This window comes from Anaerococcus sp. mt242, assembly GCF_016798225.1.
Classification (GTDB): Bacteria; Bacillota; Clostridia; order Tissierellales; family Peptoniphilaceae; genus Anaerococcus.
This window is the reverse complement of sequence record NZ_JAEUYX010000018.1, coordinates 1-26,902: the sequence shown is the minus strand read 5'-3', so window position 1 is coordinate 26,902 and position 26,902 is coordinate 1. Positions and strand designations below refer to the sequence as shown.

Annotated in this window: 37 protein-coding genes and 1 pseudogene; all 38 read right to left on the bottom strand. The window is 38.0% G+C overall.

Annotated features, from left to right (window positions below; genetic code table 11):
- Positions 1 to 1,237: pseudogene (locus tag JNO63_RS07235) on the bottom strand (hypothetical protein); the annotation flags it as partial.
- Positions 1,238 to 1,705 (bottom strand): hypothetical protein, encoded by a 468-nt coding sequence (locus JNO63_RS07230; RefSeq protein ID WP_203127988.1) that lies wholly within the window; start codon positions 1,703 to 1,705, stop codon positions 1,238 to 1,240.
- Positions 1,698 to 2,042, bottom strand: coding sequence for a hypothetical protein (locus JNO63_RS07225; RefSeq protein WP_203127986.1), 345 nt, complete (start codon positions 2,040 to 2,042; stop codon positions 1,698 to 1,700). The genes JNO63_RS07230 and JNO63_RS07225 overlap by 8 nt, the downstream gene beginning before the upstream one ends.
- Positions 2,043 to 2,786 carry a hypothetical protein gene (locus tag JNO63_RS07220; protein ID WP_203127983.1) on the bottom strand — a complete coding sequence of 248 codons (744 nt, stop codon included), beginning with the start codon at positions 2,784 to 2,786 and terminating at the stop codon, positions 2,043 to 2,045.
- On the bottom strand, positions 2,783 to 3,874 hold the full coding sequence (locus tag JNO63_RS07215) for a baseplate J/gp47 family protein (protein WP_203127981.1): 1,092 nt from the start codon (positions 3,872 to 3,874) through the stop codon (positions 2,783 to 2,785). The genes JNO63_RS07220 and JNO63_RS07215 overlap by 4 nt, the downstream gene beginning before the upstream one ends.
- Positions 3,853 to 4,305, bottom strand: coding sequence for a DUF2634 domain-containing protein (locus JNO63_RS07210; protein WP_203127979.1), 453 nt, complete (start codon positions 4,303 to 4,305; stop codon positions 3,853 to 3,855). The genes JNO63_RS07215 and JNO63_RS07210 overlap by 22 nt, the downstream gene beginning before the upstream one ends.
- A gap of 5 nt (positions 4,306 to 4,310) precedes the next feature.
- Positions 4,311 to 4,802 carry a hypothetical protein gene (locus JNO63_RS07205; RefSeq protein ID WP_203127977.1) on the bottom strand — a complete coding sequence of 164 codons (492 nt, stop codon included), beginning with the start codon at positions 4,800 to 4,802 and terminating at the stop codon, positions 4,311 to 4,313.
- The gene (locus JNO63_RS07200) at positions 4,802 to 6,205 is read right to left on the bottom strand and encodes a C40 family peptidase (RefSeq protein WP_203127975.1); all 1,404 of its coding nucleotides are present in this window, start codon (positions 6,203 to 6,205) and stop codon (positions 4,802 to 4,804) included. The genes JNO63_RS07205 and JNO63_RS07200 overlap by 1 nt, the downstream gene beginning before the upstream one ends.
- Positions 6,202 to 6,864, bottom strand: coding sequence for a LysM peptidoglycan-binding domain-containing protein (locus tag JNO63_RS07195; RefSeq protein WP_203127973.1), 663 nt, complete (start codon positions 6,862 to 6,864; stop codon positions 6,202 to 6,204). Before JNO63_RS07195 ends, JNO63_RS07200 begins: the two co-directional genes overlap by 4 nt.
- Positions 6,864 to 9,356 carry a tape measure protein gene (locus tag JNO63_RS07190; protein WP_203127971.1) on the bottom strand — a complete coding sequence of 831 codons (2,493 nt, stop codon included), beginning with the start codon at positions 9,354 to 9,356 and terminating at the stop codon, positions 6,864 to 6,866. The genes JNO63_RS07195 and JNO63_RS07190 overlap by 1 nt, the downstream gene beginning before the upstream one ends.
- 147 nt (positions 9,357 to 9,503) lie before the next feature.
- Positions 9,504 to 9,890, bottom strand: a complete 387-nt coding sequence (locus tag JNO63_RS07185) for a phage tail assembly chaperone (protein WP_203127969.1) — start codon at positions 9,888 to 9,890, stop codon at positions 9,504 to 9,506.
- An 8-nt stretch (positions 9,891 to 9,898) separates the two neighbouring features.
- Complete coding sequence (locus JNO63_RS07180) at positions 9,899 to 10,351, bottom strand: phage tail tube protein (RefSeq protein ID WP_203127968.1); 453 nt, start codon at positions 10,349 to 10,351, stop codon at positions 9,899 to 9,901.
- Between the two features lie 12 nt (positions 10,352 to 10,363).
- On the bottom strand, positions 10,364 to 11,443 hold the full coding sequence (locus JNO63_RS07175; protein WP_203127966.1) for a phage tail sheath C-terminal domain-containing protein: 1,080 nt from the start codon (positions 11,441 to 11,443) through the stop codon (positions 10,364 to 10,366).
- Between the two features lie 11 nt (positions 11,444 to 11,454).
- Positions 11,455 to 12,084 (bottom strand): phage tail terminator family protein, encoded by a 630-nt coding sequence (locus JNO63_RS07170; protein WP_203127964.1) that lies wholly within the window; start codon positions 12,082 to 12,084, stop codon positions 11,455 to 11,457.
- Positions 12,065 to 12,460 (bottom strand): HK97 gp10 family phage protein, encoded by a 396-nt coding sequence (locus JNO63_RS07165; RefSeq protein WP_203127962.1) that lies wholly within the window; start codon positions 12,458 to 12,460, stop codon positions 12,065 to 12,067. Before JNO63_RS07165 ends, JNO63_RS07170 begins: the two co-directional genes overlap by 20 nt.
- A complete protein-coding gene (locus tag JNO63_RS07160) occupies positions 12,460 to 12,822 on the bottom strand; it encodes a hypothetical protein (RefSeq protein WP_203127960.1) in 363 nt (120 codons plus the stop codon). The genes JNO63_RS07165 and JNO63_RS07160 overlap by 1 nt, the downstream gene beginning before the upstream one ends.
- Positions 12,822 to 13,238 carry a hypothetical protein gene (locus JNO63_RS07155; protein WP_203127959.1) on the bottom strand — a complete coding sequence of 139 codons (417 nt, stop codon included), beginning with the start codon at positions 13,236 to 13,238 and terminating at the stop codon, positions 12,822 to 12,824. The genes JNO63_RS07160 and JNO63_RS07155 overlap by 1 nt, the downstream gene beginning before the upstream one ends.
- Positions 13,239 to 13,247: 9 nt before the next feature.
- The gene (locus JNO63_RS07150; RefSeq protein ID WP_203127958.1) at positions 13,248 to 13,520 is read right to left on the bottom strand and encodes a HeH/LEM domain-containing protein; all 273 of its coding nucleotides are present in this window, start codon (positions 13,518 to 13,520) and stop codon (positions 13,248 to 13,250) included.
- Positions 13,521 to 13,530: 10 nt separating this feature from the next.
- Positions 13,531 to 14,394, bottom strand: a complete 864-nt coding sequence (locus JNO63_RS07145) for a capsid protein (RefSeq protein WP_203127957.1) — start codon at positions 14,392 to 14,394, stop codon at positions 13,531 to 13,533.
- A gap of 16 nt (positions 14,395 to 14,410) precedes the next feature.
- Positions 14,411 to 15,004, bottom strand: a complete 594-nt coding sequence (locus JNO63_RS07140; protein ID WP_203127956.1) for a DUF4355 domain-containing protein — start codon at positions 15,002 to 15,004, stop codon at positions 14,411 to 14,413.
- 164 nt (positions 15,005 to 15,168) lie between these two features.
- Complete coding sequence (locus tag JNO63_RS08740) at positions 15,169 to 16,242, bottom strand: minor capsid protein (protein WP_203127955.1); 1,074 nt, start codon at positions 16,240 to 16,242, stop codon at positions 15,169 to 15,171.
- Positions 16,205 to 17,575, bottom strand: a complete 1,371-nt coding sequence (locus JNO63_RS07130) for a phage portal protein (RefSeq protein WP_203127954.1) — start codon at positions 17,573 to 17,575, stop codon at positions 16,205 to 16,207. Before JNO63_RS07130 ends, JNO63_RS08740 begins: the two co-directional genes overlap by 38 nt.
- A gap of 256 nt (positions 17,576 to 17,831) precedes the next feature.
- Complete coding sequence (locus JNO63_RS07125; RefSeq protein ID WP_203127953.1) at positions 17,832 to 19,109, bottom strand: PBSX family phage terminase large subunit; 1,278 nt, start codon at positions 19,107 to 19,109, stop codon at positions 17,832 to 17,834.
- A complete protein-coding gene (locus JNO63_RS07120) occupies positions 19,106 to 19,540 on the bottom strand; it encodes a terminase small subunit (protein WP_238390491.1) in 435 nt (144 codons plus the stop codon). Before JNO63_RS07120 ends, JNO63_RS07125 begins: the two co-directional genes overlap by 4 nt.
- Before the next feature lie 340 nt (positions 19,541 to 19,880).
- Complete coding sequence (locus JNO63_RS07115; RefSeq protein ID WP_203127952.1) at positions 19,881 to 20,369, bottom strand: DUF1492 domain-containing protein; 489 nt, start codon at positions 20,367 to 20,369, stop codon at positions 19,881 to 19,883.
- Positions 20,370 to 20,744, bottom strand: a complete 375-nt coding sequence (locus tag JNO63_RS07110) for a DUF1064 domain-containing protein (protein ID WP_203127950.1) — start codon at positions 20,742 to 20,744, stop codon at positions 20,370 to 20,372.
- 44 nt (positions 20,745 to 20,788) lie between these two features.
- Positions 20,789 to 20,986 carry a hypothetical protein gene (locus tag JNO63_RS07105; RefSeq protein WP_203127948.1) on the bottom strand — a complete coding sequence of 66 codons (198 nt, stop codon included), beginning with the start codon at positions 20,984 to 20,986 and terminating at the stop codon, positions 20,789 to 20,791.
- A gap of 15 nt (positions 20,987 to 21,001) precedes the next feature.
- A complete protein-coding gene (locus JNO63_RS07100; RefSeq protein ID WP_203127946.1) occupies positions 21,002 to 21,439 on the bottom strand; it encodes a single-stranded DNA-binding protein in 438 nt (145 codons plus the stop codon).
- Positions 21,440 to 21,454: 15 nt separating this feature from the next.
- Positions 21,455 to 21,652: a hypothetical protein gene (locus JNO63_RS07095; RefSeq protein WP_203127944.1), complete on the bottom strand. Its 198-nt coding sequence runs from the start codon at positions 21,650 to 21,652 to the stop codon at positions 21,455 to 21,457.
- Between the two features lie 44 nt (positions 21,653 to 21,696).
- Positions 21,697 to 22,038, bottom strand: a complete 342-nt coding sequence (locus tag JNO63_RS07090) for a hypothetical protein (RefSeq protein WP_203127942.1) — start codon at positions 22,036 to 22,038, stop codon at positions 21,697 to 21,699.
- Positions 22,035 to 22,565 (bottom strand): MazG-like family protein, encoded by a 531-nt coding sequence (locus JNO63_RS07085; protein ID WP_203127940.1) that lies wholly within the window; start codon positions 22,563 to 22,565, stop codon positions 22,035 to 22,037. Before JNO63_RS07085 ends, JNO63_RS07090 begins: the two co-directional genes overlap by 4 nt.
- On the bottom strand, positions 22,562 to 22,777 hold the full coding sequence (locus JNO63_RS07080) for a hypothetical protein (RefSeq protein WP_203127938.1): 216 nt from the start codon (positions 22,775 to 22,777) through the stop codon (positions 22,562 to 22,564). Before JNO63_RS07080 ends, JNO63_RS07085 begins: the two co-directional genes overlap by 4 nt.
- 3 nt (positions 22,778 to 22,780) lie before the next feature.
- Positions 22,781 to 23,248 carry a hypothetical protein gene (locus JNO63_RS07075; protein ID WP_203127936.1) on the bottom strand — a complete coding sequence of 156 codons (468 nt, stop codon included), beginning with the start codon at positions 23,246 to 23,248 and terminating at the stop codon, positions 22,781 to 22,783.
- A complete protein-coding gene (locus tag JNO63_RS07070) occupies positions 23,245 to 23,619 on the bottom strand; it encodes a hypothetical protein (protein ID WP_203127934.1) in 375 nt (124 codons plus the stop codon). The genes JNO63_RS07075 and JNO63_RS07070 overlap by 4 nt, the downstream gene beginning before the upstream one ends.
- Positions 23,619 to 24,557 (bottom strand): hypothetical protein, encoded by a 939-nt coding sequence (locus JNO63_RS07065; RefSeq protein ID WP_203127932.1) that lies wholly within the window; start codon positions 24,555 to 24,557, stop codon positions 23,619 to 23,621. The genes JNO63_RS07070 and JNO63_RS07065 overlap by 1 nt, the downstream gene beginning before the upstream one ends.
- Entirely contained in the window at positions 24,538 to 25,293 is a 756-nt protein-coding gene (locus JNO63_RS07060; RefSeq protein ID WP_203127930.1) for an HNH endonuclease, read from the bottom strand. The genes JNO63_RS07065 and JNO63_RS07060 overlap by 20 nt, the downstream gene beginning before the upstream one ends.
- Before the next feature lie 15 nt (positions 25,294 to 25,308).
- A complete protein-coding gene (locus JNO63_RS07055) occupies positions 25,309 to 26,052 on the bottom strand; it encodes an SAM-dependent DNA methyltransferase (protein ID WP_203127919.1) in 744 nt (247 codons plus the stop codon).
- A partial coding sequence (locus JNO63_RS07050) for a recombinase RecT (protein WP_203127917.1) occupies positions 26,042 to 26,902 on the bottom strand: 861 nt, incomplete at its 5' end. The genes JNO63_RS07050 and JNO63_RS07055, both read right to left, overlap by 11 nt.

The window sequence follows — 26,902 nt, the reverse complement described above, 5'->3', positions numbered from 1 at the left end:
TAAAAGTAGTAGCAGTGCCATCTGTCGCCTCTATCTCAATAGTATTAGATGCATTAAGCTCTAATTGCCTTATTTGCTCATCTGTGATAGTTATCCTATACTCACTACCTAAAGTAGCATTGTTAAGTACACGGATTACCTCGCCATTTACCTTTTCTATGACATCTATGTTGTCACTTTCTCTATCGGTCACGGTGTAAGTGTAGGAAAATGCAGTATTCTTCGCCCCTAAATTTTCATCTTGTCCCGATATAACTGGTGCTGAGTTTACCTTATTAAAAGTATAAGCCCTTACAGTAGATGCGCCATTGCTATCAGTTGCTTTTATCTCAATGGTATGGCGGCCAATCTCATAGTCCTTGATTGGGATAGTAAAGTATCGCCTTACCCCCAAAGTGGACTTGCTAGAGCTTTGCTTGATAGTCCCATCTACCTTTATCTCAACCGATACATCATTGCCCTCAGCATCTTGGACTAAATAGTCGACCTGAAAGTCCTCAAACTTAGCCCCCAAGTCCATATCAGACCCAGATATAGTAGGTGCAGTATTAGACTTAGTAAAGTAGTAGGTACGACTAGCAGATGCATTAGATGTATCAGTAGCAGTCACTGTAATTGTATGGTCGCCTAATCCATAATCTTTTATACGGATAGGCACACTGTGACTTTGGTTTAAAGCCATAGCCATAGGGTATTGGATAACTTTTCCGTCCACCATAATCTCTACTTTTACTTCATCATTATCTTCATCCATTAAATTATATGATATAGTAAAGTCATTGTTAACATTACCAATAGCGGTGTTAGACCCTCCTATTATAGGGGCACGATTAGCATATCTATCCCACTCGTACCAATAACCATATTCTGTGCCATCTCTTGGGTAGGCGCCATCTTCTGCTGTAACTTCACCAATATATTTCCCTTTAGTATATCTAGGAGTTACGCGTTCTGATTTATAAACTTTTTCTGGCCTAGGAAATGTTCCTCCACCTGATGTGTATCTTGTATACTCGACAACTACATTTTTAGAGCTACCACCATAGGCATAAAAAGTCCCACTTGGATAAGTGGAGCCACTCATGGTAAAAGTCCCGTCATTTTCATTAAATGTAAAGTGCGAGTAGGCGGTGTTGCTATCATTATAAGAATAGGAATAAGGACTACCGCCATCTACCATTTTATAATTTGGATTTAAGTTTGTAGCTTCATATTTTTTATATACAACCTTAGCCATCTACACCACACCCCTTCCATTCACTTCATCATAGATGCCTTCTACCATTTCTATATCCTCACCAATATTTTTAGCATTGGCAATAAATGAGTTATAAGGCATATTGTTATTGTTTTGCCCTATCAAGGTAGCCACTTGTACCACAAGGTCTCTTATTATATCATCATGTCTATTAATTCGTGAGGCATTAACCAAGTCATTCCATTCCATTTGCCCCAGATTTTCAGCATTTACAGGAGTCCCCTCTTGGACAACCACCCCATCAAAGCGTATATGCTGGTACAAAGGGTCACCATCGGGACTTGTTCCAATCTCTTTTTCTGCCCTTACATCTGCAAATTCTGCTAAGTGGTCATACCAGCCAACCAAGGATATATTCTGCGATGCCAGATACTCCAAGGCCTTATCCTTATCATAACCCTGCTCAATCAGCTGATAATACTCAGCCAAATTAAATCCATTAGCCATTCATAGCTCCTTTCAACTCAAAGACACTTATAGGGTTTTGCACTTCTTCCTCGACAATCCTTATCCAAAAAGTGCTAATTACCCCATGGTCAATTGTTTTTATATGTCCTTTAGGCTTAGATATAAGGACATTGCCCTTTTCATCGAGCAATCTTATATCAGTTATCGTTCCAACACCTTTACTTGTATTTACCAGCACCTTTAAAGTATCTTCATCTATTGCTTTTCTTATTATCTGCACTTCTTCGGGATCTTTACCTTCAAAAACCACAACAGCAGTCTTTATCTCATCCTTTATAAATTGGCAAACATTATTCATCAAGTATTCGCTTAGCAATTAATCATCACCTCCAAAATCGATACGGTTTTCCGCATCAAAGTTTTGTACATATATATAGCTAGACTCTTCAAAGTCACGCAGTTCGCCCGCCTTATAGCCATCTCCAGCATTACCATAGTAGTTATTTGCATCATAGTTACCAGTTTTAGCACCAACACCTATATAGTAAGGCTCGTCCACTGTATATGGATAAGGTATATCTCCACATGGATGCTCACCACATAACCACATTAAAAAAGAGCTATCTCCACTACGTGTTTGTAGTTTCATAACTCTTGCAAAGGTCATCCTTAAGTCTATCCATAAGTGGGCTGGAGTTACCTCCATCAGCTCCCTTATTAAAGCGTCCATATCTAGGTCACCATTTACATATAGGTCTAGTAAAAACCCGTACTCCCTATATTTTTGCTCATACTGCGCTGGGAAGCCTAAAGACTGGCAAATCTCTAGCACAACCTCCTCCGTGGTCGTACGTTTTGCCCTCATCTTTAAAAGTATCCTAGCTATCCTCTCTTTGGTAGTCCCTTTATGGTCTAGGCCATAGTCAACCTCCAATTTACGCAAAAAATAATCAGGGTCGCTTGTCTTAGCTATCCCTGATATGGATTGACTATTTTCAAAGTCATCTATTAATTTGTCGATTAGTTCAAATTCTTTGTCCTCAGCATAAAAGGTATCATCTAGGTCGCTTATCTGTCCTACAAATTTAGGTAATCTTCTTTTAAAGCGATCACCTCTCATGATATAACTACACTTTCTACTATCGGCACTTCTTCAGGATCAAAGCTTATAGAGTCTGACCTCTCATTTACAGTAAGCTCGATTATATCCAATACCCCATCTAGGGTATATAAGATATCTATTACCTTAGCTACTGTAAGTCTTCCAGTCTTATAAGATATATTTTCATCGATATATAGTTGCAGGGCCACCTTTAAAGTCTCTGCAATCATTTCCTCTGTGTAGTACATATCCTCTACCATATTGATTTTAGCCTTTATATTAAGGCCCTTAGTTTTAGCAGTAGATACAGTAAGCAAAGCTCCAATAGGAGCTAAAGCCTCACCCATACGCTCACCCTCATGGTCTATATGGTATTGGACTTTTTGTATAAGGTCCTCATTTGCCACTTGCTGGTTACTATCAAGGATTGACACCTTAACAGTACCAGGCCCATCCCAAAGTGGGAATACTTTGACACGACCTACGCCCTCGACCTCCATCGCCCAGTGCATATAGTGGTGCTGATTACCCGATGTACCAGGATACCTAACTCTCATTTGAGTTCTAGCCCTAAGGTTAGCATCACTTTCTAAATCCGTACCATTACTTATAGGCTTAGCATTGGTTACCTCTCTTATACCAGGTGTAGATTGAAACTTATATATAGATCCAGCTGGTATATTAGATAAGCTACCAGGTTCTACCGCCTCAATTGGCAATACGCATTGGCCATCTTCTATTCTGCCTGATCTAGTAGTTATATAGCTAAAAGCATCGCTGGCCACAGTTAGTCCTGCTGGTATAAAAGTCCCTTCGGCACCTAAAAAGGTTACATATCCTGTAGCTTTTGTAGGCTGTTTTCTAAACACACCCACATCATTGGCCTTTTTATCTAAAGCATCACCCTCTGCAGTCTCTATATAGTGTTGACTATCCAGGTACTCCAGTAGGTTGTAGTATCTTTCTAACTCCTTACCTACTGCTTGTATATTATCACTAGCAAAAGACCCCTCTATCTTATTTGGAGGGTTTTTTAGGTCTGCTTTCATTCGTGCAATTATTTCCTCGCTCGTAATTGCACTTACTAATCTATTTTTACTTGACATTCTACCCTCACAATCTCATCCGTAAAAGTCGTTGTATAGTAGACTATTGCCTTAAGTCCACTCTTCACTCTCTCTAACTGTATATCGTTGATTGATACCATAAAAGGATGCACCATAACCGCCTCTATGATATATCTTTTAATCTCGGCTTCTTTTAGCTTAGAGCTTACAACCTCACCGATTAGGCTATATATTTCTGTGCCAAACCTATCCGTATAGGCACTATATCTAAACCTATCAGTTATCATAGCCTTATATAGCCATATCTTCATGGCCTCATTGCCATATACATAATAGTGCCTGCCGTTTTTAGTTAAAAGCTCGTTATTATCAAAGTCATAAGCATATTCACAAAAGCCTTCTTCTAAAAGTACCTCATCGGCCACTGGTATATCAACGATATAGTCCATACTATTTGGTAATATCGCCATAGCTATCACCAACTCATAGGCGGTCTATTAATTGGGCCACCTTTGCCCACCTTTACGCCTTGTCCTTTATCTCTATGTGTAGGAGTATAGATCTCATCAGTATCGCCTATCTTTACCAATCGACCATGGACTATAAAAGAGTCCCCTCGATCTGTAACATCGATAAGGTCACCTACCAAAAACCTACGCTCATAGTTATCAGGCTCTAGCTCCAAATCTCCTATATCAAGATAAGCCTCGCCCTTACCTTGGCCAATATTTGTAGTAGCTACACCCTCTGGGTTGTTATCCCTAGTCTTTACATGAGTTTCCACATCAATCCTTTCAAACTGGCGTATCCTGTCCACCGCTGGCAGATATACAGTAAAGTGCTCTGAGGAGTACTCTTGGCCATTGACCTTAAATTTAAAGTGCGGGTCAATGGCAGTTACAATTCCAATCTCTGTCGATTCTTTTCTACCTTCTAAATCTTTTAATCTTCTTGTTATCCTATCCATTAAGCCCCCTTAAATCTAAATACTCTATAACCGCTGCCAGCTGGAGGCACTTTGCCATACCTAACAGATGGCGGTGTAGAGTGGATAATCTCGCCACCACCTAAATATATTTCTACGTGCTTATTAGGGTTACATATCAAATCCCCACGCTTCATCTCACTGTATGGCACCTCTACAACATTAGGATTGCCTGGTATGGTTTGAGTGGTCCATGCCCAATTTGCATCAGGTAATACTCCCATTTGTCGGCCAAACTCATAAGCAAAGGATGAGCAGTCAAAGTAACCTGGTCTCATACGGTTAGGTTGTGAGTATGGAGTCCCTAGTTGTTTTTGGGCCCATGCAAGGCCTTTCTCAATGTTAGCACTACCTTTGCCTGCACCTTTGGCCCCTGGACTATCGCTATCTTTGTTCTCAGATTGACCTTCTTCTTTTTCGTCCATTTCAAACTCAGTCGATAGGGTTAGGTTACAGATATGGGTACCATCATTGATTACATGTTCATCATCGATAATATAAAACTCACCGCTAATCACATCGGACTTTACCTCTATAGATTTGCCAGTTACCATATCCCAAGAGCCTATGCACTCTACATCAAGTTCTTTTTTTGCCCCTGCCATGATACCAGCTATATCTTCTTTTTTACCTTTGATTATCTTTTGTATAGCTCCGTATCTTTTTTGTGACTCAGCATCTGATTTCTTTTCCTTTTTCTCATCTTTTTCATCTTCTTCGATGACTTTAACTTCGTTTACAAGGTCATCTAAAGACTCCTTATATGATAGGTCTAGGAGTTTACCAACTACTGGCTCATCTAGTTCTTCTAGGACCACACCAACTGTATCGCTAGCTTCAAAAACATTTATCTTATCCCCGTTTGCTACTAGCTTGTATTTTTTGCCATTTTTACGGCTTGTCTTTGTGTAAGCGTGCATTATAGCATCATAGGAAGTCATGCCACGGCAATTATAAGTATCTTTAAGGCCAGGTGCTAGATTGCCAGCAGTAAGTCCTAACTCCCCTATAATCTTTTTAGCTACTGCATCTGCAGTCATGTCATTAAAAACTTGGGTCTCTGTCTCATTTTTATTTAAGTAAATTGATCTATCATAGCCTACAATATCAAGGCTAATTTCATTTATAGATGCTTGCTTTTCCCACACAACAGCTTTTATAGCTTGACTAGGTTTATCATCTTCGATGACTGTTATATCTAGAGTATCACCTAGACCCACTTTAAAGGTTGGATATTCTTCGTCCACATCATCCCTAATGATTTTCATATCAAGAGTCCTGGCACACTCTTTGCTGGCACCCTTTATCTTAAACTCACCAACTACATCGGATATATCAGTAGTCCCACCATCACTACCTACTGCTAATACTTTGACCTTTATCATTTCTTGCTATCCTTATTAGCCGGCAGTTTTAATTCTGTACCTATCTGCAAGGTACGTGGATTGGTAATATTATTTAGCTTTGCAATCTCTTGCCAGCGCCTAGGATTGCCTAAATATTTAGCTGATAAGTCCCAAAGAGTATCCCCTTGTTTTACATTGTGGCGGGTCGCTTCAGACTCTTTCTTTTCTCCAGGTCTATCTTTTAAATCATCCTTGTTTTTTGCTGACTTAGGATTTGACCTCTCTACATTAAGATAAGAGTACTCTATAAGGGATAAGGTAAAAGTAACATCTTTACTACCGTCCATAGACTCCATACCATGACTAAAGTCTTCTATGGCCATGGCATAGTTTATATCAGTATCAACAATAACAACCCTTATAGGCTTGCCAGAGTTTTTCCATTTTTCAATCATCTGCACGCAAGCTTCAGGCTCCGGGTAGTTTTTAGACAGTAAAAAAGGATAATCACGAGCAGGGAATAAACTATTTATAGTTATTGATTTTAAATTCTTTTTACCTATAGCTAGTACCTCGCCAGTATTTATTGTTGTAAAGTTATAGGTATTGTGTGGACTAGATAAAGTCCATTCTTGGAGCGGATAAGGTAGTTCCAAGACTTCCTTACGCTCCTCAAAGCTTAAAATACACTGCTGCATTAGATATTCACCGCCAATCTTCTTAATTGTCTATTGACTTCTTTTGCTATATCCTCGCCATTTTTATTAGCCCCGTTGATGTTAATAGTAGGGCTTATAGTTACATTTTTAGTCTCTCTACTTTGATTTTTATTATTGATTTGTTTCTCGATAATTCTGTCAGTTTTACCTGCAGGGTAAATTTTATCACCGCGTGCTAACTGGATCATTTCTTCCCCACGCTCGTTAACACGGGTCATACCACCGCCAAAGTAACTTGTACCTGTGGCATGGCCACCACCAAACAAACCTGTCACTTTGCCTACTAGTCCACCAATCGCACTAGATATAGCTGACCCTATACCTGATAGGGCATCAATCGCTGCATTAACTGCACTTACTAGGCCATTAAATATACCAACTACGGTATTTACGATGCCCACTAATACAGTAAAGGCTGACATAACAACTCCAGCAATAAGGCTAGCAACAGCACTCACTACTGGTATTACAACAGATCCAATCAATGACCCAATTTGTACTATTACTGGTAGCAAGCTACCTATAACCCAACTAACTAGACTAGATAATGCAGGGACAACACTCCCAATTATAGTCTCGCCTAACCAGGACAAAGCAGGCAATAAAACACCTTGGGCAAACTGTCCTAGGGCATTAAATGCTGGTCCTAAAACTGACATAGCAGCAGCCCCTAGCAATTGTAGACTTGGCAATAGTCCACCAGTTATAAAGCTACCTATAGATTGTAATATAGGTAGAACATTGGCCATCAAGTAAGACCCTAGGGATTGGATAGCAGGTAAAATATTAGCAGCTATCCAGTTATTTACTGATTGTATAACTGGCACTACATTAGCACTTATAAAGTCAGCTGCCGTTTGTATAGCAGGTACTGCATAAGTTTGTATGATATTAGCTAGAGTAGTAAGGCCAGCTACCGCACCGCTTAATAAGGTATCGATGATAGACCCGCCTAGGTCCATGTTGCTACCAAAGATTTTGCCAATAGATCCACCTAGGCTGCCCATAGCATCTTTAAGTGGACCACCCACCTTAGCAAAGGCTTCGCCTACTGGCTTAAACTTATTACCTAGATAGTCAAAACCACTTTTAACTTTGTCAATTGCTCCAGTAGCTAAGTCTCCAAACTTATCACCTAGTTTGCCTGCCATACTTTCTAAAGGTCCTAAAGCTGATGTTAATCCTTTAATCATAGGAGTAAGCATAGCAAAAACGCCGCCCTCGTTATCAGAGCCACCTAGTAAGCCAGCCCCTACACGTCCTAGCGCCGCCTTAAGGTTATCCTTAGCACCGCTAAAGGTGTTAGACATTTCACTTGCCACAGTACCCGTCGCATCTTCCATAGCGGCAGAAAAGTCCTCAAAGGATACCTCACCCTTACTCATCTTCTTTCTGACTTCATCAACCGATGTACCCATGGTCTTAGCTAATGCAGGTAAAAGGGCAATACCCCTATCCATTATCTGCATCGCCTCGTCACCTTGCAGGTAACCAGTGGTCTTGACCTTATTAAAGATAGACCCCATCTCGTTAAAGTCAGCGCCAGTAGCAGCTGCAGAGTTTGCTATAATGCCTAAGTGCTTTTCTAAATCTTTACCTGGTTTTACTCCAGCAGCAACAGCATTAGCAGAGGCAGTCATTGCATCCCCAAAGCCGTAAGCTGTACCTTTTACTGCTGCCATAGCATTTTGGGATATGGTATTTACAGTCTTATCATCATGTCCAAAGCCTCGTAATTTAGCTTTAGATGCTTGGATATTTTCTAGTCTTTGCATACCTGCACCTAGGGTTGCATCAAAGCCACCCTTTAAAGCACTAAATCCTTTTTGGATAGCACCAGTTATAAGACTACCTTTTACGATAGACCCTACTAGTCCACCGCCCCCACCTGGAGCAGCACCAGTAGGACCAACACCGCCGCCACCAAACCAGTTTTTAGGGTTTAGTTTGCTAAAACCAGATGATAGGCCCGATTTCATTTTTGCCATAACCCCTTTAATTGGGCTTTCCATGTCTATCTTCACTTTGTGCTTTTTGCCAGTAAAGGCAGATATTTCTTTGCTTAGTTGCTTAGCTTCTTTCTTAGCACGCCTAAAATCTGAAAAGTCCATTTTAAACTTTTTAACAGCGCCAAAGCTCTTGCCAATGGTATTTTTATTCAAATCTGACAAATTGGATTTAAGTTTATCTAATCTAGACATTTTAGCTGTAATGCTTACCTCATAAGGTTTTTCTAACCTATCTAGGTTTTTCTTTAATCCATTGACCCTATTTTCTAGGTACTTTGACCCAGTTTCTTTAATATCTACTTTGTATTTTCTGTCTAATGATGATTTTAGTGCGGATCCGGTTTTTTTTGCCACGCTACCAACCTTAGACATAGCAGACTCCATTTGACTAGTAGCGCTAGCAATCTTCTTAGCCTTATCCGTATAATTATCTTCCAGTTTTACCTTAAATATCGCCGCCAAATGCTCTCACCATCCTCTCTCTTTTTGCATATAGAGTGGCCAAAACTAGCACCTGTTCAGCAGTAGTAAGGTTTTGTATTTCCTCAAATGAGTGGCCATGCTCCAACATAAAGGCCACAATCTCCATCTCAGAGTCGCCACTCAGTATTAGTTTTTTGCTTTTTTAATGCTAGCGTTTACTTCTTTTTCATCTTTAAATCCGCTGAATTTAAGTAAAGTCTGGGTTATAGATGCAACATCACCAAATCTAAATAGTTCATCGATTAAATCTGTAGCTTCTTTGACCTCATAAGCTGCAAGTAGCTCTGGGTCTCTTAAGTTAGGCTCCACACAACACTCAACAATGATGTACTTATCCCCTGCCCTGTCCCCACGGGTTTTGGCATAAGCTTGTGCATCATCGTATACTGCAACATCTGGGACAGAAAAAAGGAACGGCTCATCGTAGCCGTCCACTTCAATTTCAATCTTGTCATTTTTTCTATCTTTGATAATCTCTTTATTTTTTATTAAGTCTTTAGCTGTAAGTGCCATATATCCTCCTAGTAGATACCTTCTGCAATATCTGCATCGTCTGGTGTAAATCCAAACTCGTATTCTTTTTCTACAATTTCACCACGGGTAAATCCTGCTAAATTTAGGTTATTTATCCAAACATTACCAATATCGATTTGCTCCCTTTGACCTCCTACTGCATCTGGATCATCTAGGACAATTGACATTGTAAAGCGTGGGTCGTGACCTTCCTTTAATTGTGTTAGGGCGTTATTTATGTGTCTTGTATAAACATGACCTAAAGTAAAAGACCCGCTTCCCGCGAGTCCTGTAATCTTGCTATCTACATTGTTACCGACTAAAACATCGGATCTTTGTACTTCTATTTCTGCACTAACCTCTGTACATTCAAAGATTTCTACTCCATCCATGTACATAGTGCCCCAACCACCAGAGACTCTTCTAAAGCCCCTATTATCTGGTGTATTTCCTAAAGCCATATACTAAGCCTCCTATTCATTTCTAAAGTTGATGTATAGGTCTTCCATAGCATCTAATATTGATACGTAACCTGCAGCAAAAAGATTAGATCCAGTGTTAAACTCTCTAATTTGTTGCTCGGTCATCTCATCAATATTTGCTCCACGTTTAACTGCATACATCTCATTTCTTCTAACATCGATATCCACACGGCTACCACTTGTAGGCTCTAGGATTTCTCCCTCAAGCTCTCTAAAATACACACGGTTTACAAGGGCTAGAAATTGCATTTTGTTAGCATAAGTATTTCTGTACTTACCTACATAAAACTCCTCCCATGTATCGCGGATATCATCTTTTATCATGTGCATAGAGTCTACAATTTTAATCTTGCTAAAGTCCTCGCCTTTTTTATCAGAGTAGGTAGTTAGCGAGTTGACACCCCTAGCAATCTTGTAGTTCTCGCCGTTGTAAGTTAAAAATAGCTTGCCTTCATTTACCGCTGCATCCTCATCATCTGCATAAGGTAGTTCTGCATCTGTTAGTTCTGGCCATGTAAAGTAGGTAAATGACCTTGACAGTGGCAAGGCTGCTAACTGTGATGCAATTAGTGCGGTAAACTCTTGACCAGTGTAATCTTTACCATCAAAGGTAACTCTAGGCACAACCCAGTTTATAACTGTTTCATCATCAGCTTGATAGTTATAGCCTACAAATTTGATTGTCCTATCCTTAACTTCGACCATCTCATTGTGCCAGCTTTTTATACTTTCTAGTTCTTCTTCTGTGGCATTTGGTGCTGCATAGTAGTTAAACTTAACTAGTCTAAGCTTATTCATTACGTCCGTTAGTGGATTAGCCTCACCATAGACCTGTGCTATAACCTTGTTAGGCTTCCCCTTAAAGGCTAGCCTAATGTATTTGATTGTTTCTTCGCTAAATTGTGTTTTTTCATCCATGTCAAATAAAGAGTTTAGCTTATATTCTCCCTGCTCTTCAGGGTTGTTAGACTTAATTAAAAGCAAAACAATACCCCTAGCAGATCGTTGGATTGCTGCTAAGCCTGCAGACTCAAAAGCAATCTTGACCTTTGGCATTCCAATTGTTGGCATATGCACTCCTTTCATAAATTAAAATCGACCTTAAGCTCTTCTGTTTCTAGCTCAAGGTCTTGCATCATCTGGTATTTATCTTTTAAGTATTGGTATTTTTTATCAGGGTCGTCAAAGTCGATTGACTTATCCTCTATAGAGCTATCTTTGTCTCCGTGGACTATGTGGTCGTCTTTTGGCGTGAGTTTATCATCTCCAAACTGCACAGGTACTCCATACGGGTTATCAATATCAGGGTCGGACACATAAATCATTTGTAGCTCATCTTGATAATCAAAAGTCAGTAAAAAGTGTAGGTCTTGATCGACCAATTTATACTCTGGTGTGTCAATCACATGTAAAAACCTATCCTTGACTTTTAAGCCCATAGAAAAAGCGCTAGTAAGCATATCTAACACTTCTAGCGCCTCTCTTTGCCCATTACCTTTACTAAAGTAAATAATATCAAGATCAAGCTTTTTATTTATTATGTTTTGACTAAATTGCGGTGTCCTATAAGATACTAGCTCTATAGTCATAGCTGGAGTATCAAGGTTTTGTATCCTCTCTTGATAAACTCTTTTAAGGTTAGGGAAAATCGCCCTAAGTACCCTTGCTATTTCTTCGTAGATATCCTGGACACTAATCATCTGAGTATTCATCTTCTACCTCACTAATTAGACCGCCTAGCTCCTTAGATATTCTTTCTTCTGCACCTTTTTGCCCATCTCTCATCATGTGGACTCCTGGCACATAACCCTTGCCACCACGTGTTCTGTGGCCGTATTCAACGTGCTCGGCGTAGCTCAAGCGATTAGATACTGCTATCTCAAATCCACCAGTAGACTTTTTAGCACCTTCAAAAGTCATAGATCTTCTTAGTTCTCCTGTCTCTCCTACTGGAGTATTGGCCCTAGTATCAGACCACCAGTCACTACCTACATCATCTAAAAACTTTTCTATTGTAGCATCAAGCCCTTCAGGTATCTTTCCTATCTTTTCTGCTTGCTCCTTAAAGCCTTCCATTTCAACGCGCATTAGGCATCCTCATTTCTAATTAGCGGTACTTCTATGTGGGATTGATAAGGATAACCCTCACCAGCTCTAAACTCATAGTCATGACCTAAGACATTAGCTAGCACTATATCCCCCTCTTTTACCGTATATTCCGGTCTTGCAAATAACTTTGCTATATATTGGATAGGCTGGGTAGTATCTGTTAGGTCAGCAGTAGACCCTTGAGTAAAGCTTATAGCACACGGTATATCCTCATAAACCACTTCTTCCACATAGTCGTCAAAATAGCCTACAGTTGTATGTTTAGGCCTTTTTATAGTAGCAGTATGATAGTAAGTTTCTGCTAAAACATCTGCTTCATTTTCAAAGATAGGATTAGTCATTACCATGGTGTCCTAAGCTTTCTATACTTTCTGATCTGATCTGTATAGTTACCTACAAAATCATTCACAGCTAAGTAAGCATTCATAGGAGTGCCAAAGTCATAAACCTTGGCCTTATCCCCATAAGATATAGTAGTATCCCCACGACTGACAGATGAGATAGTTCTTTCGCTATTCTCATTGCCCTTTGCCGCTTCTTCGGCCATCTTTGACTTATAATAGTTAGCCATGGTATACTCAGCAACCATTTTTATAACTATCAGCATAAGGCCAGGTGGGAAATCCAGTCTATTACAATAACTAAGCACTTCAGACTCAATCAAATCAAAGTTAAAGTCAAGGGCTTCATCCTCTGTAGCCTTGTTAACTTCATAATTCAGTAAGTACCTAGCTCTTTCTCTTTTGTTTTTGTCCATATACACCTCCTATTTGTTTAGAAGTGCTTTAAGGTCTTCCTTTTTAGCCTTTGAGTCATACTCAATACCGTCTGCATCAAGTAAATCTTTTAATTCATTTACTGTTAGATTATCAAGGGGGTCGTTAGCTTCTACTTCCTTTGCTTCCACTGCAGATACAAAGCCGCTTACTTTGTTGTTAAGGTCGATATATCTTTCTTTTGTGACTTCAAATTCATCGCCTACATTTCTATAAGCATCTTCTAAAACATCATAAAATTTTCTATTTGTCTTAACTAACATTTAATCCTCCTTACGCTCCAACTTGAGCCTTAATGATCGCTTTTTTGTTCTTTTCTGGGATGTATGATGCAGTTTGTCCAGCACCTTGGATAGTAACTCCGTAAAAGTCTGTAGCATCTAAAATTCTGTAAGTTTGTAATCCTATACCAACAACCCCGATATTATCAGGTACAAAAATAGCTACATCGCCTTCTTGGAAATACTCTTCAGGTAGTTCTTCAAGCACAAAACCTTTGAATTTGTATATCTCTTGTTCATCGATATTTGCAGACGAATTTTTAGCAGTAGTAGCTAATTTGGAATCAATTAATAGATTGTAAAGCTCTGGTGTAACATATGCCATCCATGTAATGTTTTTTGCTACTTTCATATTTACAAATTCTTTTCTTGCTTCATAAAAAAGATTAGTCACCGCATCCTCTGTCAATGAAGTAGTTAAAGTTTTACCTGCATTTTTAGATAAAAGTTTAGACATATAAACATTAAGTTGTTCAATCCACTCAATAGCGTGAAGCCCTGTTCTGTCTGCAAGTACTTGACTAGCATTGTCATTTACTGTGAAGTTGTCGATACCTTCATGCAATGCAAGTGGTTTATCATAACCAACAGTAGCATCTGTGGATTTAATTTCGTGTCTTGGACCAAATCTTGATGAGTTAGCAGTACCTGACTCAAAAGCTACATTAGGGTCTGTTGAGTAGTCTTGGATTACTACATCAGTATCAGATATCTTTAACTTTAAAAAGTCTTTGTCATACTCAGCACCTGCAGCAGTCTGTAAGCTACCACCAAAAGTTCTAAAAAAATGTTGTCTAGTTTCAAAAATATCCGCTACAGTTTTTACAAACTGCATATCATAAATTTTTACAGCCATTTATATTTCCTTTCAATTATTTGTATTTATTGCGTATTTCGCCCCACACTGCATCATCAGCATTAGTTTCTTTTGCAGCAGTACCAGGAGCTTTTGTTTTCCATTTTTCTTCAGTTGCTTTCTTGATTTCTGCACGATAAACTTCTTCAAAAGCCTTGATGTTTGCTTCGGTAGCTTCTTCATCTTGGCCAATTAAAAATTCCTTAAAAGATTGTGGCAATTCGTGTTCGTTTAAAATCTCGCTTGTACGACTTTCAAGCTTCATTAGTCGGTTTTCTTCACGTGCCTTAGCTAGTTCATCTTGCAGCTCTTGTCTTTCTTCTGCTTCTTTTTCTGCTTGTGATAGCTTAGACTTACGTAGATCCTCATCTCTTTGTGCCTGAAAATCTTTCTTAAGTTTTTCTTCTTGTCTTGCCAATCTTTTATTTAGGATTTCGTCCAGCTCATCTTGAGTGATAGAAAGCATTTTTGGTTCATTCTTATCATCTCCAGACTTTGTATCAGGCTCTGTATCTCCTGTGCTTTGACCAGTTTGCTCTGTAACTTGGGCTTCGCCCTCATCAGCAAATCTTTGTAGATTCACATTTGATAAAAATAAAGATTTTTCCATTGTAAATTCCTCCATTTAAAGTCCGTCGACTATGTATTCCATGGTTTTCTTTAAGGCCTTGACCAAGTAAAAAAAGGCATAAAAAAATCGCACGATTAACTCACAATTACTCGCGATTAACGCACGATTAATTTTGGGTACAAAAAAAGACGGTCATAAACCGTCTAATTTATAAAATTAAGTTGTATTCCTTCATTACCGCTAACCCATGCAAGCCAATCCTTGTAGGTCATATCCCTAGGCACTCTCACATTCTTGCCTTTAGCATCACGTGCTATCCTAGTCCTGCCAGTTTTGTCTGGCCTATACTTAACAGTAGTAGTCCTGCAGTGCGGATGAAATGGTGGGAAATTCTCCCCAACCACTGCTTTGTCGCGTGGATAGTGTTCGCCATCTTTGTCTTGACAAATCTTACTAGTCTTTTTATCAAGAGTAGCCAGTATCTCGTACTCATCAATATCAAGCTTATTATAGGTCATTAAATCAGCTTGTCCCTTTATATAAGCCGACTCAGTAAGTAACAGTCTCCTTGCAGATGATCTATAGTTTTTGCCAAACTGCTTTGTTATCTCACGTGTAAGTTTATCAATACTAGTCCCAGCTATAATATTTTGTGCTACCAATTGCTGACACTTATTAGCTATATAATCAGCATTGTTCCATAGACTGGTGCTATAATTAGCCCCACTCCATGGTATCTTTAACTGCCTATCAATCTGTGCCTTAGATAAACCCACATTGTGCTTACTCATAAGGTCATAGACCTTAGGATTTCTGTCTTTATATTCATCATACATAGACTCATAGTAGGTATTTTCTAATGATCTAATTAGCATCAAAGAAGTATTTTTCTCAGCCCTTTCAGTTATGATAGCCACATTAGCCATGATTTCAGCATTCAAAGCTTCAAGCCTAGTAATCCTAGACCTCATAGCCAAAGTATTAAGCTCCAGCAAAAGCTTTTGGTTTCCAGTCATGTCTATCTTTTCTAGATACTCATCCATAGACATACGCCACTCTAAAAACTCATTACCATGAATTAATTCCATAGCCTTATCCATAGAAATATTGTTTTCTCCTGCAAAGCGACTGTATAGCTTTTGTATATCTTTATTTATACTTATACTAGCATTTTTATACTGACTCTCTAAAAGATTTAAGGTCTTTTCGGCATCTGCTAATACCCTAGTAAGCTTTTGCTCACTCCTTTTGGCCCAGTACTGCTTCTTCTTCGCCACGTTCACCACCGCCTACAAAATTACGATATAAATTTATATCACTTTCAGCCTTAGCTTCTTCTTCTTTTTCTTTTTTAGCAATTTCTCCAACTGGATCATCGATAAAAGGTAGTAAAGCAAGTCTAGTTTCAGTCGATACATCCTGTGCAAGGTTTTGCACTATCTGAGTAAGCTCTAAAAGGTTTTGAGGTAATACATCGCTAAATACAATCTGTATCTCATTACGGATAATATCGTGGTCATTTGCCATATTTAAGTAATTAGCAACAAGATCCATACGCTTACGTAGGCCCTCAGTAAAAAACATTTCTTTGGTAGCTCTTAACTCTTCACTGGTCAATAACTTAAGCTTTAAGGATACCCCAGGTACATTAGTACCAAATGACTCATCTGTAAAGTCAGGAGTAAAAGAAAACTTGTGGATATCCTTATTAAGCCTATTCTTATAATTCTCAACCCAACTATCATTGACATCTTTAATAAGCCACTCAGCATCACCATCTGTTTCGTTAAGAAGAATCTTATCTTTTTTCATCTGTTCAATATCTTCACGAGTTGAACCACTATAACCAGTCAGCACAAGGTAAGCATCAGAAAACTGGTCCATATCATTAAGGGTATTAGATTGCTCACGGTTATAAGCATCAATAAGGCTGATAACCTGCTCAAAGTCCCCTTGTAGTTCCTCGTTGTTTTTATAGTGGATTAAAGGCACAGCTCCAAAAGGATGCTCCCTTACATCTGTCATTACAAACTCATTAGAGCTATTTTCATCATTAAAATAAAAAATGGAGTCTACATCGTAGATCTCCACATAAGTAACAGTTCTCTTTAATTTTTCATCAAGGTAATATCTAACTCCAAACTTTTCCTTTTCATCTATGCTTGTATCATAAACTAAAAAAGCATTATCAGGCTCTACACGCTTAAAACGCACCTTGCCATCATCACTAAACCAAAGGACTTCAAAGCACTCGCCCTTGATAGAGTTAGTCTTAGCAAGAGCCAAGTTTTCCTTATCCTCATTGTTATAATTGCAAATCTTTAAATACTCTTCTAAAAACTCATCGTCGTCGCTATGGTCTTCTTTGGTGGCGTTATATTTCACGGCATTACCCATAAAGTAACCAGTAGAAAAGTCAGTTATATACTTAGGATATGGAGACACAACCTTGTTATCCCTATCCTTAGATGCTCCACCAACATCTAAAATATCATGGTCGCCTTTGTAATACCTTTTAAGCCTCTCATACCTAGCACGCTTTGCTTTATGTAGCTTGATAAACTCCAAAGCTTCTTTAATCTCTAAAGTATCACTATCAGTTCTAAACACTATCTAATCACCCCACAATTCTTTTTATAAAACCTAGGCTTCTTATTAAGCCTCTTGTACTCTTCCTCAGTCAATAATCTTTGCATAGCAATCCTATATTTTTCTTCACGCGGGAACTTATTAGCATCAATCAGCTTACGACAACACAAAGCCTCTTTTTTAGTAAAAAAATGAGCATGTTGGGAATACTCCCCATGCTCTCTCTTAAGTAACCAAGGTCTATGTAAATTAGGTAAATAAATAATAGATAACTTCATTAAAATAACAAATCCTTACTAATCGACTTAATAGCCCTAGACTTCCTCCAAGGCTCCACACCATATCTTAAAGCAGCAATAGCATCATCAAAAAAAGCGACAGGCTCATCAAGGTATTCCGAACGTTTATCATCATATTTCCACTTCCATTGAGACAACTCTTTAATCAAGTTAGTACAAGATGGATGTATATAAATCCTACGTTCTTTAAGCCAGTTGATTTGATTATTGATATAAGTAGTCCCAGTCACTTTCTCTTTTTTTACTGCAGTAGCCCTAAAGCTAGCTTTTTTCCATTCCTTAATCCTATCGGGCTCAGCACTATCACAATACATAGTAATATCCTTAGCCACCTTGCCAGTAGCTAGGTCTATAATTTCACTTGTAGTCTTTTCATACACATAAACCTCATTCAAGACATAAATATCATCATCTTTGCTAGCAAGAGTTAAAATAGCATCAGCATGGTTAAAACCAAAGTCTTGGCCAATAGACAAATATTCCCAATCTGATAAGTCTTGAGATATCTCTCTAACCTCCCAGTTATTAAGGATAAGCCCGCCAGTTTCTCCCCATTCGCCTTCGCCATAGATACGATAGCCATCAGGATCGCGTTCTTTACGCATCATCATTCTTCGATGATAGGCCTCATCTATAAAGCGATTTGTCAAGTAAGTAGAGTGGTGAGTATAGATGTCAGGATTAGACACATCAAAGTATTTACTCTTAATCCAATGAGTAGCAGATACAGGGTTAAAGGTCATTGTTATTTGATAAAACAAGTTGGGATTATCAAGCCTACCTCTCAAACGGTCATCTAGGATATCAATATCAGCCTCAGCAAGTTCAGTAGCCTCCTCAATCCATATCCAAGTAAGTTTACCAGTCTTAAAAGTAATAGACTTTACTTTTTCCCTCTGCTTATCATCTTTCATGCCTCTAAAGATAATCTTATTACCAGTCTTTAAGCACTCCATAGACAGTGGGCTTTGTTGTATCTTCCAAACTCTGTCCGACTGACTCCCAAACAAAGAAAAAACAGCACTCTGCAGCTCTGCAAAAGTACTGTCTCTATTGGACTCATCTACTTTTCTCACAACAAGCAGATTAGCCCCCTTATATCTAGGATTAGAAAGTTTTAAAATGTAATCAAGGGCAATGTTAGTAGATTTCCCACTACCAGCCGACCCTTTTAAGATACGATAACGCTTAGTGCAATTATTAACTGGTTTAAATACTGGATTAAGACCAACCTTTACAGTCTTTTCCGTAATCACTCATCATCACCATAATCCAGCTCAAAATTAAGAGTAAGATCAGATGATAGGTCAACCTTATCAGTCCAAGACCCATACCTTTTACCAAGAAGTTCTGCAGCCTTAATCTTATCCTTAGCAGGGACTCTCACTGTCCTAACTTCTTGCTCCATGTTTCCAACATTTACAAGGACTTCTTCCGTTTCCTCATCCCTTATTACTCTTGTCAGATACTGCAGTATCTCAGTCTGACTAGCAATAGACTCTGCCTCAAGCTCTTTCATCCTGTCCGCTATATACTCTTTAATTTCAGCCTGATCTAACAGCCTACTACCAGTCTGCTTAGCCGACCTCTTAGAGTAGCCAGCCTTAATTGCAGCCTGTGTAGCATTACCGCAGATGATATATTCATCTGCAAACTTTTTGCGCATTACTGATAACTTTTTAGACAAACATACCACCTCCCTTGTCCAAACATAAAAAAAGAACTGCTATTACTGTAAAGTTTAGTACTCTATATAAAAAACAAAAAGATTGGAGTGTCTAATGACATATTTTATCAACACAAAGAGGTTTAAGTCTTAAGTATAAAGTAATAGCAGTTGTTTTCGCACGTTTGGGATAAAAAAACAACTACTCAAAACCAAAACAACAACCATAATAATTGCTGCCAAATAGTAACCGCGGTACTGAGTAGTTGTAATTTAAGCAAACTAACACAATATTATTGTACAACATAAAAATAAGGATTTACTCTCATATCCCTTAAATTTTTATTTCATTTTCATTACATCATCTTCTGTCTACTTCATTTGGAGTTAATATATATAACTTATCATAAATTTCTATCAAGGCTTTATTGCTCCATCTCCAGCAAGTAGGTGCAGATATATGTAGCTCATTAGCTAGTATTTCTATTGACTTTCTATCAAACACCCACTTATCAAAGATGATTTTAACCATATCGGGATCCGGTAAAGAGTCAATAGCCGTAGTAAGAGCCCTACTCTCAAGCTCTATAAGTTTTAGATTGCGTTCACAATCCCTTATTTCATCAAGCAGACTATTTAGCTTATCATCCTGACTTTTGCCACCACCTTGCACAGCCTCTTCACTAGACCACCCACTTTTAATAAGTTCCATTCTTTCTTTATTTTCTAATATCTTGTCCGCTAGACTATCGATGATGTTTAAATCCCTACGATAGTAAACCAGTCTTCGCTTAATGGTATTAATCTTAAATCTATCCCAATCTTTTTTTCTCTTTTCATCTACGTTCATCTAAACCTCCCTAAAATCAATACCTTTGTACTTATGCAACAATATCTTTTTTTTGAGCTTGTACACGTCTGTTTTAAAGCCTTTGACGTCCTCTACAACCTCATGGTCTGCCTTAACATCAAAATACTTAAAGTCCGCCTTATAAACAGTCTTTCTCAAAGTCTCAGTCTCAGTCCTAATAGTAGGTATCAGCTCAAACTTAGGCTGCAGCTCCAAGTCTTTGATAACTCCAGCCCTCTCCATAAGTTTAAGCTCCCCATACCTCCTAGCCTCTTTCTGGCTGTCAAACTTATGTCCATCAACAACAACTTTTTTATTGCCATACTTGTTATAGCTCTTATTTCGCCCTCTAACGATAATAACCCCCTTAGCCATACAAATACTAATGAAACAAATAAATAAAACCTACCCATCAAATTTTAATAATTTGATCTACATATGTCTTCGCATATCTCTAAATAATTTATAGCTAACAGTTCATCTAGCTTTTCATAAAACTTTTTCTTAAAAAATCGGTCTTTCCAAGCAATTCCCATTTTGTAATCATTCGCAATCATACTGTCCCTTAGTCCTGAAACCTGTTGTTCGTAGCTATCATCGTATTCCCAATTTTCCATCATGGCTCCTTTATATCAAAATGGTATCCTGCCGTCATCTTCCACTTCTGTGAAATCATCACCGAAAAAGTCATTGTCAGTAGCATTGTTTTGTGGACTATATCCACTATCACTGCTAGCCTTAGACAAAAACTCCACATTCTCGGCCAGTATCTCGGTAGTATAGACAGTCTTACCATATTTGTCCTTATAAGACCCAGTCTGTAGGCTACCAACCACAACACATTGACTGCCTGTTGTCAAATACTTATTGCAGTTTTCTGCCATTGCTCCCCACGCATTGATACGGGGAAAGTCAGCAGTAGGCCAACCGTTAGCCTCTGCTTGCTCCCTTTTATCCCTGCTCATTTGTCTATCAATGGCTAGTGTAAAAGTACATACTGCTTTATTTGCTGGAGTATATCTTAACTCCGGATCTCGTACTAATCTCCCGATACCAATATATTTATTCATAGCTCCTCCTCTTATCTAACTTATTGTTATTTTTACGATATGCTTTTTATTTATAAATACTCTTGATTGATACCTATATGGAACCTCAAATATTTCTATATCTGGATCTGCTAGAAACTCTCTAAATTGTTCATATCTATACTCGTCCATTTCAGTTTCATGAAACTTTCCATCTACTAAATCAATTCTTACATCTTTATATCCGTATGCCATTCTCGCTCCTTAATACAAAACAGTCATCATTTGTCAGCGTATCTTTATCCAGCCAACACCTTAAGCTTTTGCTCTTTAACCTCATCAGGTATCTTTGCAATATCCATAGGCTTAAGACTAATCTCATCCAGTAAGTCCTCAAAGCTTACATAATCAAGGTTTACACTATCCAGCAAACTATCAACCCTTTTTGTATATCGGTCTATCCTCTTCTGACCAAAACCAAACTCTAACCTTAGAGCCTCAATAGTCAAAGCCAAAAACTGCACCACAACTTCGCGGTTTTTAGCTTCATTCTCACGCCTAAAATGTTCAGCAAGGTTATCTAGTTCCTTACTAGATAAATTTAATTTCCTTTCAAATTGTCTTTTTTGCTGCCTGTTCATATCAAATCATCCTCTTTAACAAATGTGCCATTAATCATTTTCCCTTTACGTATTGATATTTCATTGTATGCAGACTCTATACAATCTTCTAGCTCTAACCCCCATACTTGACACACAACTAGTAAATCAAATAGTAAGCTTTCTACTGGATATTCTTTATAGTGGTCTCCTAGTCTTATTCGACTTCTTTCAAGCTCATGACCACTATAAAATAACCTACTTACCGACTTAGCTTCATATCCTTTGCCATAGTTTTCAGTTTCTCCGCTTGCTCTAATTTCATCTACAAGCTTGATTATATCAACTTTGTCCTCAATCAGATTTTGCATATTGCCAATAACAACAGTCACAAACACATCACCAACACCATCAATGATAGCTGGCAAGTCCGCTTTTAATATTCCGATAGATAATTCAGCAATCTCTTCCAAAGTTTTTCTAAGCTGACCATGACTAGTGCCATTTTTATCCAGCCCACGGTCTATTGCCCATTGCTCAATTTTTTTTATTAGTTCCTGTATTGTCATTCCTCCACCTCATAAATCTTTTTAATCAACAAAGGATCAATCTCATGCATTCCTTCATTATCATAAATAATAGCCACAGTCCATGCTCTCATTCCTCCTTGATGACCAAATATAACTGGCTCTGGTCTATATAATTGAGCTCGTTGAAATATACCATAAAAGTCCGCTTCTTTTTCATTATTTCTAGGATCTAAGTAAATACATTTCTTCATCACTCATTCCTCCACCTCAATCATTTCAAAATCGCTTAAATCTGTATTGTATTTTTCTTTAATTTCTTCTATTTCTTTTTGGGTGAATTGTATTTTTTTCCAATGAGCTTCACCTTCATCATCTAAACAAAATTCATCTTCTTCTAAATCAAGGGCTAGATAATCACCTTCCATGCCAACCATCCACCTATGCTTCAAGTAAAACTTCTTCTCTTCCTCACGCTCTTCAATAGGTGTTTCTGCATAACTACGTATTACATAATAGAGAGGTGTTTTTAATTTATTTTCTAATTCATCAAAAGATGTTCTTGCAGTATCAAATGAGTAGATGACATTTTTAAATACCACCGCCACTAAATTGTAATCTAAAAATATTCGATAACTATCATATCTCGGACAATATGTATCAGAACCTTCTTCAATATTAAATCCTAAATCCTCAATCTTTTTAATAAACTCCTTAGTCCTCACTCCGCATACGCTCCTTTTCTGTTTACTATCCTTGACACAGCGGCTTCAGAAATCCCAAAGTAATGGGCAATATCAACTTGCTTTACCCCCTTACTCTTTAGCAATCTAACCTTTGCCCAATCCTGCCTTGTAAAAAATGGCCTATAAGCATAATATCTAATCCTGCCTTTTACATAAGCCCCATCACGCTCAAGCTCATAATCTAAATACCTACGTCCACCACTAATAAATCTTATAACCTGTGCATCCTTAGCCTCTTGATTGTGAGGTTTCAGGCAACCCTCAAAGATAATCGAGTTGCCCACATACCTTTCCTCATAGCTGCTAAATACTTGATTAAAGCTATAATGTAATTTCAAATTAATTGCCATTAGCTAGCTTTACTCCTTAAACTTTCAATCCTTCTGTTAATCAACCAGTCATAAGTTCCACTCGATTTCTTTTTCACATACTGAGCATGATTTCTCTCAATAGCAGTCTGTACATACTTAAAAGTATTTATTTTAGCTTTCTGCTCCTCTTTTAAAATAATCATAGTAATCAATACCTCTTCCCAACCGTATTGCTTGATAGCCTTGTCAATATAAAGAGCATCATCCCTATTAGGATTAGACTTTATATGACTATAAAAATACTCCTTAACTAACCACTCATCTGAGTTTGTGGAAAACTGATCATAATCTTTCGAATCGTTTAACGATTCGTTATACCTATCGATAGTCGTGTCGTTCATCTGACTATTATTGTTGGAATTTAAGTCTTTGTACGAATCGTGGTACGATACGGGGTACGAATTAGCATTAGCATTAGCATTAACATTAGCATTAGCATTAGCATTAGCATTAATATTTAGTCCCCTTTTTATAAGTTCCTCTTCAAAAAGTTTTTTAATAGATTGATCTATTGTTCTTTCTGATATTTCCCACCAGTGGACCATATTTTCGTATACAAATTCTATAAGATTGTCATTTTCGACCTCTCTTAATTCTCTGGCCACCATATCCTCTACAGGTTTACCACCTTTGGCAATACTGTATTTAAGTGCATTTTTGACAGCTATTTCTTGATTATTAAAATCATATTTTATTCTGTTATATTTGTTCTGAAACCTATCAATCAATGTTCTTATAGCTTCTGGACTATAGCCAATCTCAAAGGCCATAAGCTTAATAGGAAGTTTGAAAATCCCTATTGATGAGCCCCTAGGGCAAGTAAGTAAATATAACATAAATAGCTTATCCTCTGGAGAATACTCATCAATGATTAAGCTATCAGCCCAAAAATCACGTTCAATTATTGTTTTGCTCATGTTTTCCCTCAGCTATCCAAAATTGGATTGTCTCTCTAAATTCAGTCCAATTTCTAACCTCTTTAGCCATTTCTCTTAAGTCGTCAATCTCGCAATACTTCTCAGCTTCGACAAGCCAAATTATAGCTTTTCTCTCATCAAAGTATGCGAGTCTATTTTTTAAAATTCCTTTAATATAAAATAATTCTGGATTGACTCTTTTATCAGGGTTATCAATGTAATAAGCAATTCTAGGCACCATTTCAAAAACTTTTTCTATTTCGTCATATTGGTTATAAGATTTATCCAAAGCTTCAAATAGCGTAGCCATAGAGTATTTTTTAATCCATTTCCTAACTTTAGACTGGCCAACATCATTTACTTCAAACCCAGTTATATTCAAAAACTCATCACAGAAAATATCGACTGTGGTCTGGTCTAATTCTTTTAGTCCTTTTCGCCACTCAACCATCATCTCAAGTTGATTCTTTCTCTCTTGCAGTTCTTCAAGTTCCTTTTGCTGCTTAACAACTACGCTATCGTCTGATAACTCGATGTTGCTTTTCCCTCTATTACAATCTCTGCATGAGGTAATCAAATTGGTAAGTTCATCATCCCCGCCTTTGCTGACAGGGACAATGTGATCAACTTCCAATATAACCTGTGGTGCAGATTGCCCACAGTATTGGCATGTAAATGAGTCTCTTTTAAATACTTCAAACCTAATTTTCTTTCCTAATTTTTTTCTTTTTGCCATATAATCACCCCACAATCAAAAAGCAAAACCAAGCTGACCACTATCATCAGATCTAAAACCTAATTCCTTAGCCCCACTTTTCATTCCGTACTTTTGTTTCTGCTCCCAAGCCCCTAAAATATAAAAAGGGGTAAACCAAGTATCAATATCTAGCACACTATTAGGAGCTAAACCATCACGCTGTCTAATAACAGCATTAGCACCCAGTAAAGACAACTGCACATAAGACATACAGCAGGCCTTATGGTCAACATCAACACCTTCCAAAACCAACATTTGCTGAGGATTAAAACCCAATTCTCTAATGTGATTAAAAGCAGCAATCATATTAACGCCGCCACCACAACCAGAATTATCAGTCAGTTTGGCAAAACCCTTATCATCCACCTGCTTTTGAATAGACTCTTTGCTTAAAATGGGATTAGTCATAACATTAGCCAGAGAGTAAGGGGTAAAAAACTGCCCCTTCCACTTATCTCCCAGCTCCAATTCCATAAAAGCCTCTCCCAAAACATCGCGAGGATTTTCTTCCAAATCAATAACCAAATCAGCAAAGAGTTTAGAGAAAACTTCAAGCTCACTTTTTGAATATTTATTCGCAATAGTCAGATACCTAATATTTCTCAAATCCCTTTGTCTAGTATCAACAGTATTAGATAAACTAATGGCCGCCATTTCCACAAAGTCAGACCAAACAGTGTAAGTATCCCACTTATGCCCAGCAAAACTTTTAATGCCTTTTACAAAATTACTCGTCATCTTTTACCGGCTCAAAATCATCCTCAAAGAAATCATCCTCAATAATTTCCCCAGTCTCTTTATCAACCTTAGGCTCTTGCTCTTGCTTTTGTTCTGGCTCATCATCTACAACATCATAGTCAACATCATAAGTAATACCGCCAGTCTCTTTGTCAGTATTAGCCGCTTTAAAGACTTGATTATCAAAAGCCATAGCTTGGCCTAACTCAGGTTTATCAATAGCCTTAGGAGCGTATTTAAGAACTTGAATGATACAAGACTTCTTAGCCATAGCATCAAAGTTTGATTGCCAAGGACTATCTTTCCAGCTGTAGCTTTTAGAAAACTTACGACCATAAGCTTCAGCATCTTCTTTACTCATATAAAAACTATCACGGCCACCTTCCTTAGTCTCATAAACTGCATAGTAGCCAATCACATTTCCACTCTCACCGATTAAAACTGGTTTGTGTTTGATCTCTCCAGTTCCATAGTCAATATCAAAGTCATCATTCTCGTGTACTTCCTTAGCAGTAATTCTTCTAAATTGCCCAGTATTGTGTGCCAGTTTTAAAAGACCTTGATAACCCATTTGGAACTGAACTTCTGTAATGCCTTTTCTCTTGTTTTCATAAGGGATCAGATAAGCCTCGCCCAATGGAGTATTAAATTCAAGCCCCAACTGTGCTGAGTTCATAACCGCAGCCAAAAGCGACTGTGGACTACATTGCAGTAACTTAGGATTAGAATTTATAGCAGTTAGTGATGTCCTAACAAACTTATCAGCTGGTAAATACTGAGGCAGAGCATTGTTAATCTCCCCTTTCATACTCATTAATAAATTTCTTACATTATCCTGTGGTGCTGGTTT

Excerpts from the sequence above, each read along its gene's own strand:
- JNO63_RS07230 (WP_203127988.1), bottom strand. The coding sequence starts at position 1,705 with ATGGCTAATGGATTTAATTTGGCTGAGTATTATCAGCTGATTGAGCAG.
- JNO63_RS07220 (WP_203127983.1), bottom strand. The coding sequence starts at position 2,786 with ATGAGAGGTGATCGCTTTAAAAGAAGATTACCTAAATTTGTAGGACAG.
- JNO63_RS07215 (WP_203127981.1), bottom strand. The coding sequence starts at position 3,874 with ATGTCAAGTAAAAATAGATTAGTAAGTGCAATTACGAGCGAGGAAATA.
- JNO63_RS07210 (WP_203127979.1), bottom strand. The coding sequence starts at position 4,305 with ATGGCGATATTACCAAATAGTATGGACTATATCGTTGATATACCAGTG.
- JNO63_RS07205 (WP_203127977.1), bottom strand. The coding sequence starts at position 4,802 with ATGGATAGGATAACAAGAAGATTAAAAGATTTAGAAGGTAGAAAAGAA.
- JNO63_RS07200 (WP_203127975.1), bottom strand. The coding sequence starts at position 6,205 with ATGATAAAGGTCAAAGTATTAGCAGTAGGTAGTGATGGTGGGACTACT.
- JNO63_RS07195 (WP_203127973.1), bottom strand. The coding sequence starts at position 6,864 with ATGCAGCAGTGTATTTTAAGCTTTGAGGAGCGTAAGGAAGTCTTGGAA.
- JNO63_RS07185 (WP_203127969.1), bottom strand. The coding sequence starts at position 9,890 with ATGGCACTTACAGCTAAAGACTTAATAAAAAATAAAGAGATTATCAAA.
- JNO63_RS07180 (WP_203127968.1), bottom strand. The coding sequence starts at position 10,351 with ATGGCTTTAGGAAATACACCAGATAATAGGGGCTTTAGAAGAGTCTCT.
- JNO63_RS07175 (WP_203127966.1), bottom strand. The coding sequence starts at position 11,443 with ATGCCAACAATTGGAATGCCAAAGGTCAAGATTGCTTTTGAGTCTGCA.
- JNO63_RS07170 (WP_203127964.1), bottom strand. The coding sequence starts at position 12,084 with ATGAATACTCAGATGATTAGTGTCCAGGATATCTACGAAGAAATAGCA.
- JNO63_RS07165 (WP_203127962.1), bottom strand. The coding sequence starts at position 12,460 with ATGCGCGTTGAAATGGAAGGCTTTAAGGAGCAAGCAGAAAAGATAGGA.
- JNO63_RS07160 (WP_203127960.1), bottom strand. The coding sequence starts at position 12,822 with ATGACTAATCCTATCTTTGAAAATGAAGCAGATGTTTTAGCAGAAACT.
- JNO63_RS07155 (WP_203127959.1), bottom strand. The coding sequence starts at position 13,238 with ATGGACAAAAACAAAAGAGAAAGAGCTAGGTACTTACTGAATTATGAA.
- JNO63_RS07150 (WP_203127958.1), bottom strand. The coding sequence starts at position 13,520 with ATGTTAGTTAAGACAAATAGAAAATTTTATGATGTTTTAGAAGATGCT.
- JNO63_RS07145 (WP_203127957.1), bottom strand. The coding sequence starts at position 14,394 with ATGGCTGTAAAAATTTATGATATGCAGTTTGTAAAAACTGTAGCGGAT.
- JNO63_RS07140 (WP_203127956.1), bottom strand. The coding sequence starts at position 15,004 with ATGGAAAAATCTTTATTTTTATCAAATGTGAATCTACAAAGATTTGCT.
- JNO63_RS07115 (WP_203127952.1), bottom strand. The coding sequence starts at position 20,369 with ATGAACGTAGATGAAAAGAGAAAAAAAGATTGGGATAGATTTAAGATT.
- JNO63_RS07110 (WP_203127950.1), bottom strand. The coding sequence starts at position 20,744 with ATGGCTAAGGGGGTTATTATCGTTAGAGGGCGAAATAAGAGCTATAAC.
- JNO63_RS07105 (WP_203127948.1), bottom strand. The coding sequence starts at position 20,986 with ATGGAAAATTGGGAATACGATGATAGCTACGAACAACAGGTTTCAGGA.
- JNO63_RS07100 (WP_203127946.1), bottom strand. The coding sequence starts at position 21,439 with ATGAATAAATATATTGGTATCGGGAGATTAGTACGAGATCCGGAGTTA.
- JNO63_RS07095 (WP_203127944.1), bottom strand. The coding sequence starts at position 21,652 with ATGGCATACGGATATAAAGATGTAAGAATTGATTTAGTAGATGGAAAG.
- JNO63_RS07090 (WP_203127942.1), bottom strand. The coding sequence starts at position 22,038 with ATGAACAGGCAGCAAAAAAGACAATTTGAAAGGAAATTAAATTTATCT.
- JNO63_RS07085 (WP_203127940.1), bottom strand. The coding sequence starts at position 22,565 with ATGACAATACAGGAACTAATAAAAAAAATTGAGCAATGGGCAATAGAC.
- JNO63_RS07080 (WP_203127938.1), bottom strand. The coding sequence starts at position 22,777 with ATGAAGAAATGTATTTACTTAGATCCTAGAAATAATGAAAAAGAAGCG.
- JNO63_RS07070 (WP_203127934.1), bottom strand. The coding sequence starts at position 23,619 with ATGGCAATTAATTTGAAATTACATTATAGCTTTAATCAAGTATTTAGC.
- JNO63_RS07065 (WP_203127932.1), bottom strand. The coding sequence starts at position 24,557 with ATGAGCAAAACAATAATTGAACGTGATTTTTGGGCTGATAGCTTAATC.
- JNO63_RS07060 (WP_203127930.1), bottom strand. The coding sequence starts at position 25,293 with ATGGCAAAAAGAAAAAAATTAGGAAAGAAAATTAGGTTTGAAGTATTT.
- JNO63_RS07055 (WP_203127919.1), bottom strand. The coding sequence starts at position 26,052 with ATGACGAGTAATTTTGTAAAAGGCATTAAAAGTTTTGCTGGGCATAAG.